Here is a 17,428-nt window from a genome sequence, read left to right as displayed (position 1 = left end):
CAGAGGCCGCGGGCTGGGTATGCTGCAAAAATCAAATAGTATGTTGTAACTAAGGTGAAAGCGATGGCCAGCTACGACCTCGTTGAACGTCTGAATGATACCTTTCGCCAGATCGAGCTGGAGCTGCAGGCGCTGCGCCAGGCGTTAGCCACCTGCCGGCTGCTGGCGGGCCGGGTGTTTGAGCTGCCGGCGATCAGTAAGGATGCCGAGCACGACCCGCTGGCGAACATTACGGTCGTCCAGCACACCGGCGAGGCGGCGCTGGATCTCGCCCTGCGCCACTACGGCCATCTGTTTATCCAGCAGCAGTCGGAAACCCGCAGCAGCAAAGCCGCCGTCCGCCTGCCGGGCGCTATCTGTCTCCAGGTCACCGCCGCGGAACAGCAGGCGCTGCTGGCGCGCATTCAGCAGATTAACGCCCTGAAGGCCACCTTCGAGAAAATCGTCACTGTTGACGCTGGCCTGCCCCCCACCGCCCGCTTTGAGTGGGTGCATCGCCATCTGCCTGGGTTAATCACCCTCAGCGCCTATCGCACGCTAACGCCCCTCCTCGACCCGAGCACTATCCGCTTCGGCTGGGCCAATAAGCACGTGATCAAAAATCTGACCCGCGACCAGGTGTTGATGATGCTGGAAAAAAGCCTGCAATCGCCGCGGGCGGTGCCGCCCTGGACCCGCGAGCAGTGGCAGAGCAAACTGGAAAGGGAGTATCAGGATATCGCCGCCCTGCCGCAGCGGGCGCGGCTAAAAATCAAACGGCCAGTGAAAGTGCAGCCGATTGCCCGCGTCTGGTATGCCAGCGAGCAGAAACAGGTGCAGTACGCCTGCCCCAGCCCGCTGATCGCCCTGATGTCCGGCAGCCAGGGGGTCAGCGTGCCGGATATTGGCGAATTGCTCAACTACGATGCCGACAATGTGCAATACCGCTACAAACCGGAGGCGCAGGCGCTGAGATTACTGATCCCTCGTCTGCACCTCTGGCTGGCTAGCGAGTAGCCAGGCTGCCGACCATCTGTTCCGGGCGCACCCAGCTATCGAATTCGGCTTCCGTCAGGTAGCCCAGCGCCAGCGCCGAAGCCTTCAGGGTCAGCCCCTCATGGTGCGCTTTTTTGGCGATCTCCGCCGCTTTATCATAGCCGATATGGGTATTCAGCGCGGTCACCAGCATCAGCGACTCGTTGAGCAGCTGGGTGATCCGCTCACGATTCGGCTCAATCCCCACCGCACAGTGCTCGTTAAAGCTCGCCATGCCGTCCGCCAGCAGACGCACCGACTGCAGGAAGTTGTGAATAACCATCGGCCGATAGACGTTGAGCTCAAAGTTACCCGAGGCGCCGCCGATATTCACCGCCACGTCGTTACCCATCACCTGGCAGCAGACCATGGTCAGGGCCTCGCACTGCGTCGGGTTGACCTTACCGGGCATAATCGATGACCCTGGCTCGTTTTCCGGGATGGCGATTTCGCCAATCCCGCAGCGCGGCCCGGAGGCCAGCCAGCGGACATCGTTAGCGATTTTCATCAGCGAGGCCGCCAGACCTTTAAGCGCGCCGTGGGCATGGACCAGGGCATCGACAGTGGCCAGCGCTTCGAATTTATTCGGCGCGGTGACAAACGGCTGTCCGCTGAGCGAGGCCAGCTCGGCCGCCACCCGCACGGCATATTCCGGATGCGTATTCAGCCCGGTCCCCACCGCCGTCCCGCCCAGCGCCAGCTCGGCAAGGTGCGGCTGGCTGGCTTCAAGATGCTTCAGGCTATGGTCCAGCATCGCCACCCAGCCGGAGATTTCCTGGCCTAAGGTGAGCGGCGTGGCGTCCTGCAGATGGGTGCGACCGATCTTCACGATATCCCTGAAGGCCACCGCTTTTTCGTTGAGCGTGGCCCGCAGCGCCTGCAGCGACGGGAGCAATTTTTCCCGCAGGGCGACCAGCGCCGCAACGTGCATGGCGGTGGGGAACACATCGTTCGAGCTCTGGCTTTTATTGACATCGTCATTGGGGTGGATTTTTCGCGCCATCCCCCGCTCCCCGCCGAGTAGTTCACTGGCGCGGTTAGCCAGCACCTCGTTCATATTCATATTGCTCTGGGTGCCGGAACCGGTCTGCCAGATAGCCAGCGGGAACTCCTGGGGATGTTTTCCGGCCAGCACTTCGTCAGCGGCGGCGACGATCGCCCCGGCTTTCTCCGCCGTCAGCAGGCCAAGATCCTGATTGACCTTCGCCGCCGCCCGCTTGGTCAGCGCGAGGGCATATATCAGTTCCCCGGGCATTTTTTCGGTCGAGATGCGGAAATGCTCCAGCGAACGCTGGGTCTGGGCGCCCCAGAGTTTATCGGCCGGGACGTCGATGGCGCCCATCGAGTCTTTTTCACTGCGATGCGTTGTCATTACTTTCTCCTTGGATGAAAAGTGCGTCATAGCGACAAAGCTCACCTGCTTAAAAGAGTAAGTATTGGCCAGATTGATAAGTTGTTTTGGTGGTTCGTGCCGCAAAGCGGCATAAAAAAGCCGCCCCGAAGGGCGGCCCGGACGGCTGACAACGTGCCATCTTCAGGAATTGCCCGGCGGCGCTGCGGTTGCGCGGGCCGACAGGGAATGGCATACCCGGTTGATATTGCTGTTTTCGTAGGCCGGGTAAGGCGAAAGCCGCCACCCGGCAGAAGGCGCGCACGATAACGAAAACAGGTTTGTCATCGGCCAGAGCCGCCCCGAAGGGCGGCCAGGTTTATTTCACGCAGCGGGCGCACTGCGACGTCTGGATCTGCTGGAAGAAGTCGTTGCCTTTATCATCGACGAGGATAAACGCCGGGAAGTCTTCCACTTCGATTTTCCAGATCGCCTCCATCCCCAGCTCCGGATACGCCACGCACTCCAGGCTGCGGATGCTCTGCTGAGCCAGTACCGCCGCCGGGCCGCCGATGCTGCCGAGGTAGAAACCGCCGTGCTTGTGGCAGGCGTCGGTGACCTGCTGGCTGCGGTTGCCTTTCGCCAGCATGATCTTACTCGCGCCGTGAGACTGCAGCAGATCGACGTAAGAGTCCATGCGGCCTGCGGTGGTCGGGCCGAGGGAGCCGGAGGCGTAACCGTCCGGCGTCTTGGCCGGGCCGGCGTAGTAGATCGGGTGATCTTTCACGTACTGCGGCAGTTCCTCGCCATTATCGATAAGCTCTTTCAGCTTGGCGTGGGCGATGTCGCGGGCGACGATAATGGTGCCGCTCAGCGACAGACGGGTGGAGACCGGGTACTGCGACAGCAGCGCCAGGATCTCGCTCATCGGCTGGTTAAGGTTCACCTTCACCGCTTCGCCTTCGCCGGCCTGGCGCAAATGCTCAGGGATATATTTCCCCGGATTGCTCTCCAGCTTCTCGAGCCAGATGCCGTCGCGGTTGATTTTGGCTTTGATGTTGCGGTCGGCGGAACAGGAAACCCCCATCCCTACCGGACAGGAGGCGCCGTGACGCGGCAGGCGGATCACCCGGATATCGTGGGCGAAGTATTTGCCGCCGAACTGCGCGCCGAGGCCGAGGTTTTGCGCCTCCACCAGCAGCTCCTGCTCCAGCTGAATGTCGCGGAACGCCTGGCCATGCTCATTACCTTCGGTCGGCAGACCGTCGTAGTATTTGGTGGACGCCAGCTTGACGGTTTTCAGCGTCGCTTCCGCCGAGGTGCCGCCGATGACAAAGGCGATGTGGTACGGCGGGCAGGCCGCCGTGCCGAGGGTACGCATCTTCTCCACCAGATAGTTTTTCAGCTTCGCCGGGGTGATCAGCGCTTTGGTTTCCTGATAGAGATAGGTTTTATTGGCGGAACCGCCGCCTTTCGCCATGCACAGGAATTTATATTCGTCGCCGTCGACGCTGTAGAGATCGATCTGCGCCGGCAGGTTGGTGCCGGTGTTGACCTCTTTATACATATCCAGCGGGGCGTTCTGCGAATAACGCAGGTTGTCCTGGATGTAGGTGTTGTATACCCCCTGCGCCAGCGCGGCTTCGTCGCCGCCGCCGGTCCAGACGCGCTGGCCTTTTTTACCCATGATGATGGCGGTGCCGGTATCCTGGCAGGTAGGCAAAATGCCTTTGGCGGCGATATCGGAGTTGCGCAGGAACTGCAGGGCGACATATTTGTCGTTTTCGCTGGCTTCCGGGTCGTTAAGGATATCCGCTACCTGCTGCTGATGGGCCGGGCGAAGCATAAAGGAGGCGTCGTGGAAGGCATGTTGCGCCAGAAGGGTCAGCGCCTGAGGGTCAACTTTTAGCACTTCCTGGCCGGCAAATTCGGCGACGGAGACGTAATCACTGCTGAGGAGATAATACTCGGTGTCATCCTTTTTGAGGGGAAAAGGATCCTGGTAAACAAACGGTTTATTCGACATTGTACTCTCACTTACTGCTTTGGCTGATTATGTTTCAGGCAGGGACTCCATGTGCCTGTAGAAAAGCGAGTCGATCAATTTTACACAATTTTTTAACAAAAACTGAGACAGGGACGACTTTTTCTTTCAGCAGTTGCTTCTCCAGCGTTTGCTGGTTTAATAGGGCGATAAATTTTACTTTGATTGAAACAGGGATTGAGAATGCAAAAGCTGATTAACGCCGTGCAGAACTATGCATGGGGAAGCCACACCGCCTTAACTGAACTGTATGGCATCGCCAACCCGGACAACCTGCCGATGGCAGAGCTGTGGATGGGGGCGCATCCGAAGAGCAGCTCGCAGATCCTGGCGGCAGACGGCCAGCCGCGTTCGCTTCGCGAAGTGATTGATGCGGACAAAGCCGCCCTGCTCGGCGACAAAGTGGCGCAGCGCTTCGGTGAACTGCCGTTCCTGTTTAAAGTGCTGTGCGCCGCGCAGCCCCTCTCCATTCAGGTCCATCCTAACAAGCAGGCCTCCGAAGAGGGTTTCGCCCGCGAGAACGCCGCCGGCATCCCCCTCTCCGCCGCCGAACGTAACTACAAAGATCCGAACCACAAGCCGGAGCTGGTCTTCGCCCTGACCCCGTTCCTGGCGATGAACGCGTTTCGCGAGTTCAGCGAGATTGTCAGCCTGCTGCAGCCGGTGGCTAACGCGCACCCGGCGATCGGCGCCTTCCTGCAGCAGCCGGACGCGGCTCGCCTGAGCCAGCTGTTTGCCAGTCTGCTGAATATGCAGGGCGAGGAAAAAGCGCAGGCGCTGCAGGCGCTGCGCGAGGTGCTGGACCGCGAACAGGGCGAACCGTGGCAGACCATCCGCCTGATCGCCGAATTTTATCCCGACGACAGCGGACTTTTCTCCCCGCTGCTGCTGAACGTGGTGAAGCTGAATCCGGGCGAAGCGATGTTCCTGTTTGCCGAAACGCCGCACGCGTATCTGCAGGGGGTGGCGCTGGAGGTGATGGCCAACTCGGATAACGTGCTGCGCGCCGGCCTGACGCCGAAGTACATTGATATCCCTGAGCTGGTGGCCAACGTCAAGTTCGAGGCCAAACCGGCGGGTGAGCTGCTGACCCAGCCGCAGCGGCACGGCGCGGAGCTGGACTTCCCGATCCCGGTGGAAGATTTTGCCTTCTCGCTGCACGATCTCTCCGCCGAAGCCAGCGATCTGGCCCAGGCGAGCGCGGCGATCGTTTTCTGCGTCGACGGCGAAGCCCTGCTGCGCAAAGGCGACCAGAGCCTGCCCCTCAAACCGGGCGAATCGGCCTTTGTGGCCGCCAATGAGTCGCCGGTGCAGGTCAGCGGCCATGGCCGCGTGGCGCGCGTGTTCAATAAGCTCCAGTAAACGACAGACCTTTCAGGTCGCGCTTACTGATTATGACAACTCAGCCAGGCGGTCTCTCCGCCTGGCTTCATTTATGGACAAATGCTATGAAAAAATCGCTGGTCGCAGCAGGAATCATCGTGGCGCTGGGCGTGGTATGGACAGGCGGCGCCTGGTACACCGGCAAACAGCTGGAAGGCCGGATTGCCGATATGGTGCAGCAGGCTAACGCGCAGTTACGCAGCAGCGCGCCGGAGTCAGGTCTGGAGCTGAGCTATCAGGACTACCAGCGCGGGCTGTTCAGCAGCCATCTGCAGCTGGTGGTGAAGCCGATCGCCGGTCAGGCTAACGGCTGGCTGGCCGCCGGGCAGAGCGTGGTGCTTGACGAGGTGGTCGATCACGGCCCCTTCCCGCTGGCCTCGTTAAAAACCTTTAATCTGGCCCCGGCGATGGCCTCGGTCCACACCACGCTGGTGAAAAACGACGCCAGCCAGGCGCTGTTCGAAATAGCCAAAGGCAATACCCCCTTTACCGTCGATACGCGCATCGCCTACAGCGGCGACAGCCAGTCGGCGATCGTCCTCAATGCCCTCGACTACGCCAAAGGGGATGAGAAAGTCACCTTCAGCGGCGGCGAGTTCCAGCTCGACGCCGACCGCGACGGCAAAAACATCAGCCTGAAGGGCCAGGCCGGCAGCGGCCAGATCGATGCTCTCAACGAATATAACCAGAAGGTGCAGCTGCGCTTCGTCAACCTGAACACCGACGGCGCCACTGAGCTGGCCAGCTTCAACGAGCGTATCGGCCAGCAAAAAATGACCCTCGATAAACTGGCCATCAGCGTCGAAGGCAAAGAGCTGGCGCTGGTTGAAGGCATGGCGCTGGACGGCGGCTCCACGCTGACCAAGGACGGCAAAGGCGTGAACAGCCAGGCGAACTACACCGTCAACAGCCTGAAGCTGCAGGGTCAGGATATGGGTAGCGGCAAACTGACGCTGAAAGTGGATAACGTCGACGGTCAGGCGTGGCACCAGTTCAGCCAGCAGTACAGCGCGCAGTCTCAGGCGCTGCTGGCGAAACCAGAGCTGGCGCAGAACCCGGAGCTGTATCAGCAGGCGCTTACCGAAACCCTGTTCAATGCGCTGCCGATCCTGCTTAAGGGCAATCCGTCGGTGACTATCTCACCGCTGAGCTGGCGCAATGCCAAAGGCGAAAGCAGCCTCAACCTCTCGGTGCTGCTGAAAGATCCGGCCCAGGTGACCGCCCCGCCGCAGACCCTGGCGGACAGCCTGGATCGCGTGGTGCAGTCCCTTGACGGCAAAGTGGTGATCCCGGTGGATATGGCGACGGAGTTTATGACTAAGATCGCCGGCCTGGAAGGCTACCAGCCAGCCGACGCCGCCAAACTCGCCGATCAGCAGGTCAAAGGCCTGGCGGCGATGGGCCAGATGTTCCGCATCACCACCATGGAAGATAACGCCATCAGCAGCAGCCTGCAGTACGCGAACGGCCAGGTGACGCTGAACGGCCAGAAAATGCCGCTGGAGGATTTTGCCGCGATGTTTGGTCTCGAAGCGCCTTCGTTACCGGACAGCGCGCCGCAGGAGGGCCAGCCGCAGCAGGATGACGCCGCGCCTCAGCAGGACGACGCCGCCCCGCAGCCGTAACTTATCGGCTCAGGAGACGGCCACCGCGCGCCGTCTCCGTCATTTTCTCGTCACCAGCCGCGGGGGCATGATCTGATTTCGCGTCTCGCCCGCACCCTCCTCCAGCCGCCGCAGCATCGACTCCGCCAGCGTTTTTCCCATCTCGCGCGCCGGGGTGGTGACCCAGGTGAGCGGCAGGTCGTCAAGCGCGGCCTCAGGCACATCGGCGAACGCCGCCAGCGCCACCCGCTGCTCGAAGTAGCTGTCGACGCCATCTTCCCCGCTCTGCCTTCCGGCGCGCAGCAGACCGAACCACGCGCCGGTCGCCGGGCAGAAGGTGGCGATTATGCCGGGGTATACCTATGGTCCTGAAGGCAATGGCTTTCTGCGCCTCAATGTCGGCTGTCCACGCGAGAAGCTGGAGCGCGGTGTCGCAGGGCTGATAGCCGCCCTGCGCAGCCTTATCTGATGCGCCGGCAAAGTGAATTATCTGGTTGTCAAACCCTATCCTGCCTGCCAGATGGCTGGCAGGATGATCGAGGCTTTTCCCCTGGCGCAGGCAAACCCTGTAGCGGCCATGAATGACTCTCGCGCCCGGCTGATGTCGGCATTATTAAAATAATTTTGATATTCCTCAAAACTTTTTTAGACAGGAAGCGGTATTAATTTGGCCGCTTAATCATTGCTTACACTGGTTTATTGAGGAGGAGAGCATGAAAACCTATGACCGTAATCGTAACGCTATTGCCACCGGCAGTATGGTCATGATCGCCGGTAACGGTACGACGGGCGTGATTAAAGCGATCCATGGCGAGGGGAAAACCGCCGAGCAGCTGCGTCGGGCGGACTGCGTGGAAATCGACGGCTGCGAGGGCCGCTTCTGTCCGTTAGATCTGATCCGTCTCGGTTTCCATTAATCCCTGCCGCCAGGGCAACATGAGCAGGCCACCCAGGGTGGCCTCTCCTTTACCGGCCTGTTACAGGCGCTTAGCGAAAGCTCCACTGAATACTCATCACAAAGATCGCCGGGAGAATAATCCCGCCCTCGACGCCGAAATAATCGGTAAAGTTATACTGCAGACCATGATAGATATAGGGCGAAAAACCGACGCCGGTGATTTTTTTGGCGGTGCGGTAGGTGCCTGAGTCGCCGCAATGGCTGAAAGCGTCAAAGAAAAATTCTCCGGTATAGGCATACACCCCTTTCAGCAGCCAGCCGGTGTCGTTTTTCAGCCAGTCGCGGCGCACGCCGAGGGTCAGACAGCGATCGTCGAAGCTGTTTTTCATGGTGCCGACCAGCGCGCTGTATTTTGAATCCGCTGAAAACTTGCGCTCCACCGAGAAAAAGTTGTTGTTGAAATGCTCGTTATATTGTCCGTGGTTGCCGGTCATGTGATAAACATAGGAGCCGGTATTCATCGAATAGAGATTTAATTCCCCGGCCTGCGCCGACGGCATGGCAACCAACAGCAGCCCGGATAACACAACCCATAATTTATTCAACATTCAGTAACCTACGCCACACCCGTAAAAAAAGAACCCGGCATACTATCACCGCTAAGCTAAACCAAAGGGCAATCAGATAAACCGGCGCTCGTCGCGGCAGGCAAACATGACGCTATATGCACTATAGCAGTCGCCCTCTCGCCTGGTGAGCGCCAGCGGCTATACTGCAGACACATTCATCTCATCGATTAAGGACTGCTGTGTTAGCCACTCTCCTCGTTGCGCTGGTCGCTATTATTCATCTCGCCATCCTGGTGCTGGAGATGTTTTTCTGGGAAGCGCCCGCCGGGCGCCGGGCCTTTAACCTCAGCGCCGATTTCGCCCGGGAAACCCGGGTGCTGGCGGCCAACCAGGGGTTGTATAACGGTTTCCTGGCCGCCGGCCTGGCGTGGGGGCTGTGGCTGGGGGAGTCCGGCGAGCCGGTGGTGATCTTTTTCCTCGCCTGCGTGCTGGCCGCCGGGATATTCGGCGCGCTGACCGCCAGCCGCAAAATTCTCTATATTCAGGCGCTGCCCGCGCTGTTGGCGCTGCTGGCGGTGCTGACGCAGGGGTAGGGCCTTGATCTAAAACAGAGAAAGCTGGCGGTAAGGCGGATACTATGTGCCCCCTTCGGTCGGTCATCGACCTTTAATACCTTCTGAGTTCAGAGGCATTTTTATGACATGGCAATCCTTCAAACAGGCCTGGCTTATCCGGTTCTGGTCCCCCGTCCCGGCGGTCATCGCTGCGGGCATTCTCTCAACCTACTATTTTGGCATCACCGGCACCTTCTGGGCGGTGACCGGCGAATTTACCCGCTGGGGTGGCCAGCTTCTGCAGCTGCTGGGGGTCCACAGCGAACAGTGGGGCTATTATCAGCTGATCCATCTCCACGGGACGCCGCTTACCCGCATCGACGGCAGGATGATCATCGGCATGTTCGGCGGCTGCCTGGCGGCGGCGCTGTGGGCCAATAACGTCAAATTGCGCTTGCCACGCAGCCGGATCCGCATTGTGCAGGCCGTAGCCGGGGGTATCATCGCCGGGTTCGGCGCGCGGCTGGCGATGGGCTGCAACCTGGCGGCCTTTTTCACCGGCATTCCGCAGTTCTCCCTGCACGCCTGGCTGTTTGCCATCGCCACCGCCATCGGCTCCTGGTTTGGCGCTCGCTTCACCCTGCTGCCTCTTTTTCGCATACCGGTAAAAATGCAAAAGGTATCCGCTGCTTCGCCGTTAACCCAAAAACCGCAGCAGGCGCGCCGCCGTTTCCGCCTGGGCATGGTGATCTTTTTCGCCATGATCGGCTGGGGCCTGCTCACCGCCGCTGACCACCCTGCGCTCGGCCTGGCGATGCTGTTCGGCATCGGCTTCGGTCTGCTTATCGAGCGCGCGCAGATCTGCTTCACCTCCGCCTTTCGCGATATGTGGATCACCGGCCGGACGGTGATGGCGAAGGCGATAATCTTCGGCATGGCGGCGAGCGCCATCGGCATCTTCAGCTATGTGCAACTGGGGATGGCGCCGAAAATCATGTGGGCCGGTCCCAACGCGGCGATTGGCGGGCTGCTGTTTGGCTTTGGCATCGTGCTGGCCGGCGGCTGTGAAACCGGCTGGATGTACCGGGCGGTGGAAGGCCAGGTTCACTACTGGTGGGTGGGGCTGGGCAACGTTATCGGCTCCACGCTGCTCGCCTGGTGCTGGGACGATATCGCCGCCCCGCTCGCCACCCACTGGCAAAAGGTCAACCTGCTGAACGCTTTTGGTCCCTTCGGCGGACTGCTGGCGACCTATCTGCTGCTGCTGATCGCCCTGCTGCTGGTGATCGCCTGGGAGAGACATTTTTTCCGCCGCCAGTCGGCAGCGGTCCGGACCGTGAAGGAGAGCGCATGAAGAACATCATCCCTGATTATCGCCTGGACATGGTCGGCGAGCCCTGCCCCTATCCGGCGGTCGCCACCCTGGAGGCGATGCCCTCCCTGCAAAAAGGCGAGATCCTCGAAGTGATTAGCGACTGTCCGCAGTCGATCAATAACATTCCGCTTGATGCCAGGAACCATGGCTATACGGTGCTGGATATTCAGCAGGATGGCCCGACCATTCGCTATCTGATCCAGAAGTAACCCCGTTTCCCCGCCGGCGACCTTCATCGCCGGCATGGGTTTCCCCGTCTCCCGTCACGCCATTTCCTCACCACCAGAGGGGCCGTGCAGGCAAACGATTGCAATACATTGTAACACTTGAAACGATGTTCCAGTTATCCAATAACCCTTAATATAACGCGCCTATATTATTAAAATACGAATAAGTGACTTCGTGAATGGTTTCTGCCGCTACCGGCCAAAGCCGCACACCGCAACACAATAAGGATAGAAATGGAACTGCTGGCCAGGCTGGGTCATTTTTTTGAGCAAGTGCGTTCAGATGCCGATTTTGCCACCTTCGCCAGTGAACTGCGTCGGCATCAGGTCTCGTGTTATATCTACTTTGTCTCTACCGGCAATATGAATTTTGTGATGGCCAACGACGAGGTGATCACGATAAAAAGCGCCCGCGGCCTGCTGCGCGTGCGCAGCGCCCCCAGCCATCGGCTGACCTCGGCCGCGGTCATCCGCCATTTTGCCGGCGCCATCAACTTTGAACAGTACTGCAGGGATCTCGCCAGCGCCGGGGTGTTTAAGTGGAGCGTCGACCTGGACGAGGAGACTCGCCACTACTGGTCGAAGGAAAACAGGCTGCTGTACAAAGAGAGCCTGATTCCCCCCTGAGCGGGTCCCAGGGGGAAGCCTGGCCTGAGGGGCCAGCCCTTAATCGCGGGTCTGCACCCAGAAGGCGTGGATCAGGCCTGGAATATAGCCCAGCAGGGTCAGAATAATGTTGAGAATAAACGCCCAGCCGAAACCTTTCCCCAGCAGTACTCCCAGCGGCGGCAGAATGATAGTAAAAACGATTCTCCAGAATCCCATAAGCTCTCCCTTTATCTAACGGCAATATTTTACTAAGTTATTCAATAGTTAAGCATAGACGCTTTTCACCGCTTCGCCAGCAGGCGGCCCCCTCATCTCCGGTAACAAAAATTATTCCCTGCCGTCACGGATAAAAAAGCCCGCCAAAACATCCACTTTTCTGGCTCATGCTGCGGGCCCGGCAGCGAACCGCACAGATTGTCAGTTGACCTGGCTGCGAGTCAGGACTAAGCCTGGAGGAGTTTTATCACATCGAGTCGTTTTACCAACCGGAGAATATCCATGAGTAAACTTGGGATTAATGGTTTTGGTCGTATCGGACGTCTGGTGTTACGCCGTTTATTAGAAGTCGACAGCAGCCTCGAGGTGGTGGCTATCAACGACCTCACCTCGCCAAAAGTACTGGCCTACCTGCTAAAGCATGATTCAAACTACGGCCCCTTCCCGTGGAGCGTCGACTTCACAGAAGATGCGCTGATCGTCAACGGTAAGACCATCACCGTGTATGCCGAAAAAGAGGCGCAGCATATTCCGTGGCAGGCGGCGGGCGCGGAAGTGATTGTGGAGTGTACCGGGTTCTACACCTCGGCAGAGAAATCGCAGGCCCATCTCCAGGCCGGCGCGCGGAAGGTGCTGATTTCCGCCCCCGCCGGCGAGATGAAAACTATCGTCTATAACGTCAACGATGACACCCTGACGCCGGATGACACCATTATCTCCGTCGCCTCCTGCACCACCAACTGCCTGGCGCCGATGGCCAAAGTCCTGCAGGATGCCTTCGGCATCACCGTAGGCACCATGACCACTATCCACGCCTATACCGGCACCCAGTCGCTGGTGGACGGGCCGCGCGGTAAAGATCTGCGCGCCTCCAGGGCGGCGGCGGAAAACGTCATCCCGCACACTACCGGCGCAGCCAAGGCTATCGGCCTGGTGATCCCCGCCCTGAGCGGGAAGCTGAAAGGCCATGCCCAGCGCGTACCGACCAAAACCGGCTCAGTAACGGAGCTGGTGTCGGTGCTGGAGAAAAAAGTGACTGCGGATGAGGTCAATCAGGCGATGAAGCAGGCGGCAGAGGGCAATGAATCCTTTGGCTACACCGAAGAAGAGATTGTCTCTTCCGATATCATCGGCAGCCATTTCGGTTCAATCTACGATGCCACCCAGCTGGAGATTGTGGAGGCCGGCGGCGTACAGCTGGTGAAAACCGTCGCCTGGTACGATAACGAATATGGCTTTGTCACCCAGCTGATCCGCGTACTGGAGAAATTTGCCCGCTAAGTGAACGGCGGACAGCCTGCGCTGCCCGCCGATTCTGCATTGAGCGCCTCAGGCCTGCAGATAGACCACCTGAGTCTGCAGGTACTCATTCAGGCCATGGCGGCCATCTGCGCCGCCGATCCCCGATTTACGCCAGCCGGCGTGGAATCCCTGCATCGCCTCAAAGTTCTCGCGGTTGATATAGGTTTCGCCGAATTTCAGCCCCTTAATCGCCTTCATCGCCACATTAAGATCGCGGGTATAGATCGAGGAGGTCAGGCCATAATCGCTGTCATTGGCCATCGCCAGCGCTTCATCGAGCGTCGAAAACGCCACCACCGGCAGCACCGGCCCGAAGGTTTCCTCATGGATAATATCCATCTCCTGACGCACATCCAGCAGCAGGGTCGGCGGATAAAAATAGCCTTTCCCCTCCTGCGGCTCACCGCCCAGCGCCACCCGCGCCCCCTGCGCCACCGCCTTTGCCACTTTGCGCGCCACCTGATCCCGCGCGGCGGCGTTAATCAGCGGCCCCATGGCGATGTCATCGCGTGCCGCCGGGTCGCCAAACTGCACGGCCTTCATCGCCTCGCCGAGGCGGTTGACGAAGCGGTCGTAAATCCCCTGCTGAACATAGACCCGCTCGACGCAGTTGCACACCTGCCCGGTGTTGATCACCCGCGAGTCCACCACCGCCTTCACCGCCAGCTCCAGATCCGCATCGTCCATGACGATGGCCGGCGCTTTGCCGCCGAGCTCGAGGCACACTTTGGTGATATTTTTCGCCGCGGCGGCCATGATTTTCTCCCCCGCCGCTACGCTGCCGGTCATGCTGACCATCGCCACCTTCGGATTGCCGGCCAGCTCCTGGCCGACGGTTTCCCCACGGCCGAGCACCAGGTTAAAGACCCCTTTCGGCAGCCCAACCTGGTGGACGATCTCGGCGAAAGCGATGGCGTTATTGGGCGTGAATTCGCTGGGCTTAATGACGATAGTGTTGCCGGTGATCAGCGCCGGCGCCAGCTTGCGGGCGATAAGAAAGAACGGGAAGTTCCACGGCAGGATCCCGGTGGTCACCCCCAGCGCGCGTTTGAAGACGAGGATATTCTCCCCGGGACGGTCGCTCTGCACGATCTCCCCTTCATAACGCCGCGCCCATTCGGCCATGTAGTCGAGATAGTCGGCGGTAAACGCAACCTCCACCGCCGCCAGCTGTTGGATCTTGCCCCCTTCAGCGACGATCAGCCCGGCGATGTCGTCGGCACGCTGACGAATGCCAGCGGCAATTTTGCGCAGCCAGCCCGCGCGCTCAATGGCCGGCAGCGCCTCCCAGTCCGGCTGGGCGCGCTCTGCGGCGTCAATCGCCAGCCGCGCCTCTTCCGCGGTCCCGTCCGGGATCCGCGACAGCAGCGCTTCAGTCGCCGGGTTAAGCACGTCGATCCAGCCGTCGCCGCGACCGGTAACGAACTGGCCATCAATATACATTTGGTGTTGAACGGGTGCTGTCATGGCTGCTCCTGTGGTGCATTTGTATTTAACAAGTGATTTTTTTGTTAAATATCGGGCAAATAAGCCGTGGCTTCGCAGCACGTTGGCGCATTTCTGTGAGCTGATTCATAAAACCGGGCCAAAAATGCCCGGTTGAGGTTACATTTCAATAACACAAATTGCCCGTTTGCGATAAATCTGCCACAAACGGGCATTTTTCAGCCGAGGAGGCGGGCCTGCAGCGCCCCGGCAAGCCGGTCATCCTCCCGCAGCTGTCGCCAGGCGTCGAGGATCGCCGGCGGGAAGGTCACGTGGCTGATAAAGTCTTTCCCCCGCGGACCGTACCCTTCAGGGGAATCCTGCAGGCGCGGCAGCTCGCCCAGCAGCAGCGCGAGGTAGCGGGTCACCGGCCACAGCCCCGCCCCGCCGCCCGCGAACCCCAGCTGGCCGTCGGTCTGCTCCAGCACCGGCGAGCAGCCGGGAAAGCTCAGCCACTGTGGCGGCGTCGTCTCCCCCTGCCAGACGCGGGCGAAGGTGGCCATCGTCCGCCGCTGCATGGTGGGGTCCTGAATGACGATCCCGCGACGATGGGGGATCCCCCGGCTCTCCAGCATTGTGCGGGTAAAGCGCGCGTTTTCCCCGCAGTTGGTCGACCGATCCTCCACCACCACCCGCGGGCGAGGAATGTGCCAGAAGTCATGCGCAATATCCGCCAGAATATGCGCTTCCGGGCGGCCCTCCACCGCGAGCGAACGGTAGCGGGGATCCTCGCGCACCGCCTCATACAGAAAACCGGTGGAGTGTCCTACGCCGCCGCTGATCAGCAGCGGAACCTCCTGCTCCGCCGCCAACCGGCAGGCGGCGTCGATGGTGGGGATCACGGCATTGCCAGCCAGCACCACCACATCCACTGCCGGCGGCGCGGTCAGCGTCGCCAGATCGTTCTGCGCCAGCCAACCGCCAGTCAGGTTAGCCGCCGCCAGCGTCGTCGCCGACAGCGGGGGAAATTGTTCTGCCATTCTGATCTCCTTAATCACCTCTCAGCCGCGCAGAGAGGATAGTCTGACCATCATAAACGCCGCCTGCCGGGGCGCAAAGCGACGTCGATTTGTAACCATTTTGAAATAACAAGAAACATCTAAAAACACGCGGGTTGCACCTGAATAAATGACCATGAAAATAACAAAAAACAGCAAAAACAGGTGGAAAATAAAAATTTACCTCGCGGTTACACCAGACAAAAGCGCGTTTTCTCGCCCGCGTTGCCGAGGGATAACTTGCCAATTGTAACCATCATCTCTAAGTTGCTTAACAATTACACAACCTTTTTCACATCAGGTTGCACCCTGCACGCACAGAGTGACACCTGACCTTTTACCGTGGCGGGAGAACGTTTCGTAATGAGCAATCCAGAAAGCAACACTGCATCCATTCTGCAGAAAAACAAGAAGGTCCTGATCGCGAGCCTGACCGGCAGCGCCATCGAATGGTTTGATTATTTTCTCTATGGCACCGCCGCCGCGCTGGTGTTTAACAAAATCTTCTTTCCGATGGTCGACCCGGTCATCGGCCTGATCCTCTCCTGGCTCTCCTTTTCGCTCACCTTTTTTATCCGCCCCATCGGCGGGGTCATTTTCGCCCACATCGGCGATCGCATCGGTCGCAAGAAGACGCTGGTGCTTACCCTGTCGCTGATGGGCAGCGCCACGGTGGCCATTGGCCTGCTGCCCACCTACGAGATGGTAGGCCTGTGGGCGCCCGCCCTGCTGATTACCCTGCGCATTATTCAGGGCATGGGTATCGGCGGCGAATGGGGCGGCGCGCTGCTGCTGGCCTACGAATACGCCCCGGAAAAGCGGAAAGGCTTTTTCGGCAGTATTCCTCAGGCCGGCGTGACCATCGGCATGCTGATGGCGACCTTTATCGTCTCGCTGATGACCCTGTTCGATGAGGCGCAGTTTCTTGCCTGGGGCTGGCGCATTCCGTTTCTGCTCAGCTCCGTCCTCGTTTTCCTCGGCCTGTGGATCCGCAAAGATATCGACGAAACGCCCGCCTTTAAGCAGGTGAAACAGTCTGGCCAGGTGGCGAAGGCTCCGCTGCGCGTGACGCTCAAACACCACTGGCGGGAGGTGCTGATCGCCGCGGGTCTGAAAGTGGTGGAGACCGCCCCCTTCTATATCTTCTCTACCTTTGTGGTCAGCTACGCCACTACCACCCTGAGCTATCAGAAGTCGCAGGCGCTGGAATCCGTCACCCTCGGCGCGCTGGTGGCCACCGTGATGATCCCGCTGATGGGGCTGCTGTCCGACAAGGTGGGCCGGCAAAAGATGTACACCCTGAGCGTGGTGCTGTTGGGGCTGTTTATCGTTCCGTGGTTCCTGCTGCTCGACACCGGCACCAGCTGGGGCATTATGCTGGCGACGATCGTTGCCTTCGGCATCCTGTGGGCGCCGGTGACCGCGGTGCTGGGTACCCTGTGCTCAGAGATTTTCAGCGCCAATGTGCGCTACACCGGGATCACCCTGGGTTACCAGCTGGGCGCCGCGCTGGCCGGGGGCACCGCGCCGCTTATCGCCACCGGTCTGCTGGCGAAATACGATGGTGACTGGCGACCGGTGGCCATCTACCTGGGCGTTACGGTGGCGATTTCGCTGCTGGCGATATTCTGCGCCAGCCGGATGAAATCCGTCCCTGGCGCGGCGCGCCCCCGGGCGGAAAGCGCCTAACCGCAGCCGGTCCGGGTCGACCATCCTGCCCGGCGGCGCTGCGCTTGCGCGGGCCTACAGGGAGATCGCGCCACGCGGGAAACCGCTCATCCCAGGCTCAGTAAGACAGTAGGCCCGGTAAGGCGCCAGCC

Annotated in this window: 17 protein-coding genes and 2 pseudogenes; 12 read left to right on the top strand and 7 right to left on the bottom strand. The window is 59.9% G+C overall.

Annotated elements, in window-relative coordinates; genetic code table 11:
• Window positions 1-63 precede the first annotated feature (63 nt).
• A complete protein-coding gene (gene tus, locus ABLU95_RS18980; protein ID WP_065812462.1) occupies window positions 64-996 on the top strand; it encodes a DNA replication terminus site-binding protein in 933 nt (310 codons plus the stop codon).
• Here the strand turns inward: tus and fumC are convergent.
• Both fumC and fumA read right to left on the bottom strand, forming a co-directional pair.
• A complete protein-coding gene (gene fumC, locus ABLU95_RS18975) occupies window positions 986-2,386 on the bottom strand; it encodes a class II fumarate hydratase (RefSeq protein WP_023289496.1) in 1,401 nt (466 codons plus the stop codon). The two genes, tus and fumC, sit on opposite strands and share 11 nt — an antisense overlap.
• A gap of 337 nt (window positions 2,387-2,723) precedes the next feature.
• Window positions 2,724-4,370: a class I fumarate hydratase FumA gene (gene fumA / locus ABLU95_RS18970; protein WP_348880188.1), complete on the bottom strand. Its 1,647-nt coding sequence runs from the start codon at window positions 4,368-4,370 to the stop codon at window positions 2,724-2,726.
• A 201-nt stretch (window positions 4,371-4,571) separates the two neighbouring features.
• On the opposite strand from fumA, the gene manA reads away from it, so the two are divergent.
• Together manA and ABLU95_RS18960 are read left to right on the top strand one after the other, a co-directional pair.
• Window positions 4,572-5,750: a mannose-6-phosphate isomerase gene (gene manA / locus ABLU95_RS18965; protein ID WP_348880186.1), complete on the top strand. Its 1,179-nt coding sequence runs from the start codon at window positions 4,572-4,574 to the stop codon at window positions 5,748-5,750.
• An 86-nt stretch (window positions 5,751-5,836) separates the two neighbouring features.
• Complete coding sequence (locus ABLU95_RS18960) at window positions 5,837-7,396, top strand: YdgA family protein (protein ID WP_348880184.1); 1,560 nt, start codon at window positions 5,837-5,839, stop codon at window positions 7,394-7,396.
• Between the two features lie 39 nt (window positions 7,397-7,435).
• On the opposite strand, the pseudogene ABLU95_RS18955 reads toward ABLU95_RS18960, so the two are convergent.
• Window positions 7,436-7,702 (bottom strand): annotated as a pseudogene (locus ABLU95_RS18955) (substrate-binding domain-containing protein); the annotation flags it as partial.
• Between ABLU95_RS18955 and ABLU95_RS18950 the strand changes: the two are divergent.
• A pseudogene (locus ABLU95_RS18950) lies at window positions 7,692-7,844 on the top strand (transcriptional regulator); the annotation flags it as partial. The pseudogenes ABLU95_RS18955 and ABLU95_RS18950 sit on opposite strands and share 11 nt — an antisense overlap.
• Before the next feature lie 244 nt (window positions 7,845-8,088).
• Window positions 8,089-8,292 (top strand): putative selenium delivery protein YdfZ, encoded by a 204-nt coding sequence (ydfZ, locus tag ABLU95_RS18945; protein ID WP_004151566.1) that lies wholly within the window; start codon window positions 8,089-8,091, stop codon window positions 8,290-8,292.
• Between the two features lie 70 nt (window positions 8,293-8,362).
• Here ydfZ and ABLU95_RS18940 read toward each other — a convergent pair whose 3' ends face one another.
• Window positions 8,363-8,842: a hypothetical protein gene (locus tag ABLU95_RS18940; protein WP_162823501.1), complete on the bottom strand. Its 480-nt coding sequence runs from the start codon at window positions 8,840-8,842 to the stop codon at window positions 8,363-8,365.
• 239 nt (window positions 8,843-9,081) lie between these two features.
• Between ABLU95_RS18940 and ABLU95_RS18935 the strand changes: the two genes are divergently transcribed.
• The 4 genes from ABLU95_RS18935 to ABLU95_RS18920 all read left to right on the top strand — a co-directional run bounded on the left by ABLU95_RS18935 (window position 9,082) and on the right by ABLU95_RS18920 (window position 11,625).
• Window positions 9,082-9,435: a DUF1304 domain-containing protein gene (locus tag ABLU95_RS18935; protein WP_048297423.1), complete on the top strand. Its 354-nt coding sequence runs from the start codon at window positions 9,082-9,084 to the stop codon at window positions 9,433-9,435.
• 103 nt (window positions 9,436-9,538) lie between these two features.
• The gene (gene yedE, locus ABLU95_RS18930; protein WP_348880182.1) at window positions 9,539-10,750 is read left to right on the top strand and encodes a selenium metabolism membrane protein YedE/FdhT; all 1,212 of its coding nucleotides are present in this window, start codon (window positions 9,539-9,541) and stop codon (window positions 10,748-10,750) included.
• Window positions 10,747-10,980 carry a sulfurtransferase-like selenium metabolism protein YedF gene (gene yedF / locus ABLU95_RS18925; protein ID WP_004204092.1) on the top strand — a complete coding sequence of 78 codons (234 nt, stop codon included), beginning with the start codon at window positions 10,747-10,749 and terminating at the stop codon, window positions 10,978-10,980. Before yedE ends, yedF begins: the two co-directional genes overlap by 4 nt.
• Before the next feature lie 252 nt (window positions 10,981-11,232).
• Complete coding sequence (locus ABLU95_RS18920; RefSeq protein ID WP_023289488.1) at window positions 11,233-11,625, top strand: DUF1398 domain-containing protein; 393 nt, start codon at window positions 11,233-11,235, stop codon at window positions 11,623-11,625.
• A 39-nt stretch (window positions 11,626-11,664) separates the two neighbouring features.
• Here ABLU95_RS18920 and ABLU95_RS18915 read toward each other — a convergent pair whose 3' ends face one another.
• Window positions 11,665-11,823, bottom strand: a complete 159-nt coding sequence (locus ABLU95_RS18915) for a YqaE/Pmp3 family membrane protein (RefSeq protein ID WP_002903230.1) — start codon at window positions 11,821-11,823, stop codon at window positions 11,665-11,667.
• Between the two features lie 282 nt (window positions 11,824-12,105).
• Between ABLU95_RS18915 and gap the strand changes: the two genes are divergently transcribed.
• A complete protein-coding gene (gene gap / locus ABLU95_RS18910; RefSeq protein WP_016160929.1) occupies window positions 12,106-13,104 on the top strand; it encodes a type I glyceraldehyde-3-phosphate dehydrogenase in 999 nt (332 codons plus the stop codon).
• Window positions 13,105-13,152: 48 nt separating this feature from the next.
• On the opposite strand, the gene aldA is transcribed toward gap, so the two are convergent.
• Window positions 13,153-14,592 (bottom strand): aldehyde dehydrogenase, encoded by a 1,440-nt coding sequence (aldA, locus tag ABLU95_RS18905; protein WP_087827642.1) that lies wholly within the window; start codon window positions 14,590-14,592, stop codon window positions 13,153-13,155.
• On the opposite strand from aldA, the gene ABLU95_RS18900 reads away from it, so the two are divergent.
• Window positions 14,591-14,728 (top strand): hypothetical protein, encoded by a 138-nt coding sequence (locus tag ABLU95_RS18900; RefSeq protein WP_180264989.1) that lies wholly within the window; start codon window positions 14,591-14,593, stop codon window positions 14,726-14,728. The genes aldA and ABLU95_RS18900 overlap by 2 nt on opposite strands.
• 61 nt (window positions 14,729-14,789) lie before the next feature.
• Here ABLU95_RS18900 and ABLU95_RS18895 read toward each other — a convergent pair whose 3' ends face one another.
• On the bottom strand, window positions 14,790-15,590 hold the full coding sequence (locus ABLU95_RS18895; RefSeq protein ID WP_348880178.1) for a YdcF family protein: 801 nt from the start codon (window positions 15,588-15,590) through the stop codon (window positions 14,790-14,792).
• 381 nt (window positions 15,591-15,971) lie between these two features.
• On the opposite strand from ABLU95_RS18895, the gene ABLU95_RS18890 reads away from it, so the two are divergent.
• Window positions 15,972-17,297 carry an MFS transporter gene (locus tag ABLU95_RS18890; RefSeq protein ID WP_023289485.1) on the top strand — a complete coding sequence of 442 codons (1,326 nt, stop codon included), beginning with the start codon at window positions 15,972-15,974 and terminating at the stop codon, window positions 17,295-17,297.
• The last annotated feature ends 131 nt before the right edge of the window (window positions 17,298-17,428 follow it).

It is taken from the genome of Klebsiella sp. GG_Kp146 (assembly GCF_040061975.1).
Lineage (GTDB): Bacteria > Pseudomonadota > Gammaproteobacteria > Enterobacterales > Enterobacteriaceae > Klebsiella > Klebsiella quasipneumoniae.
The sequence above is the reverse complement of the archived record's forward strand: the minus strand, read 5'-3'. Positions and strand labels throughout refer to the sequence as shown.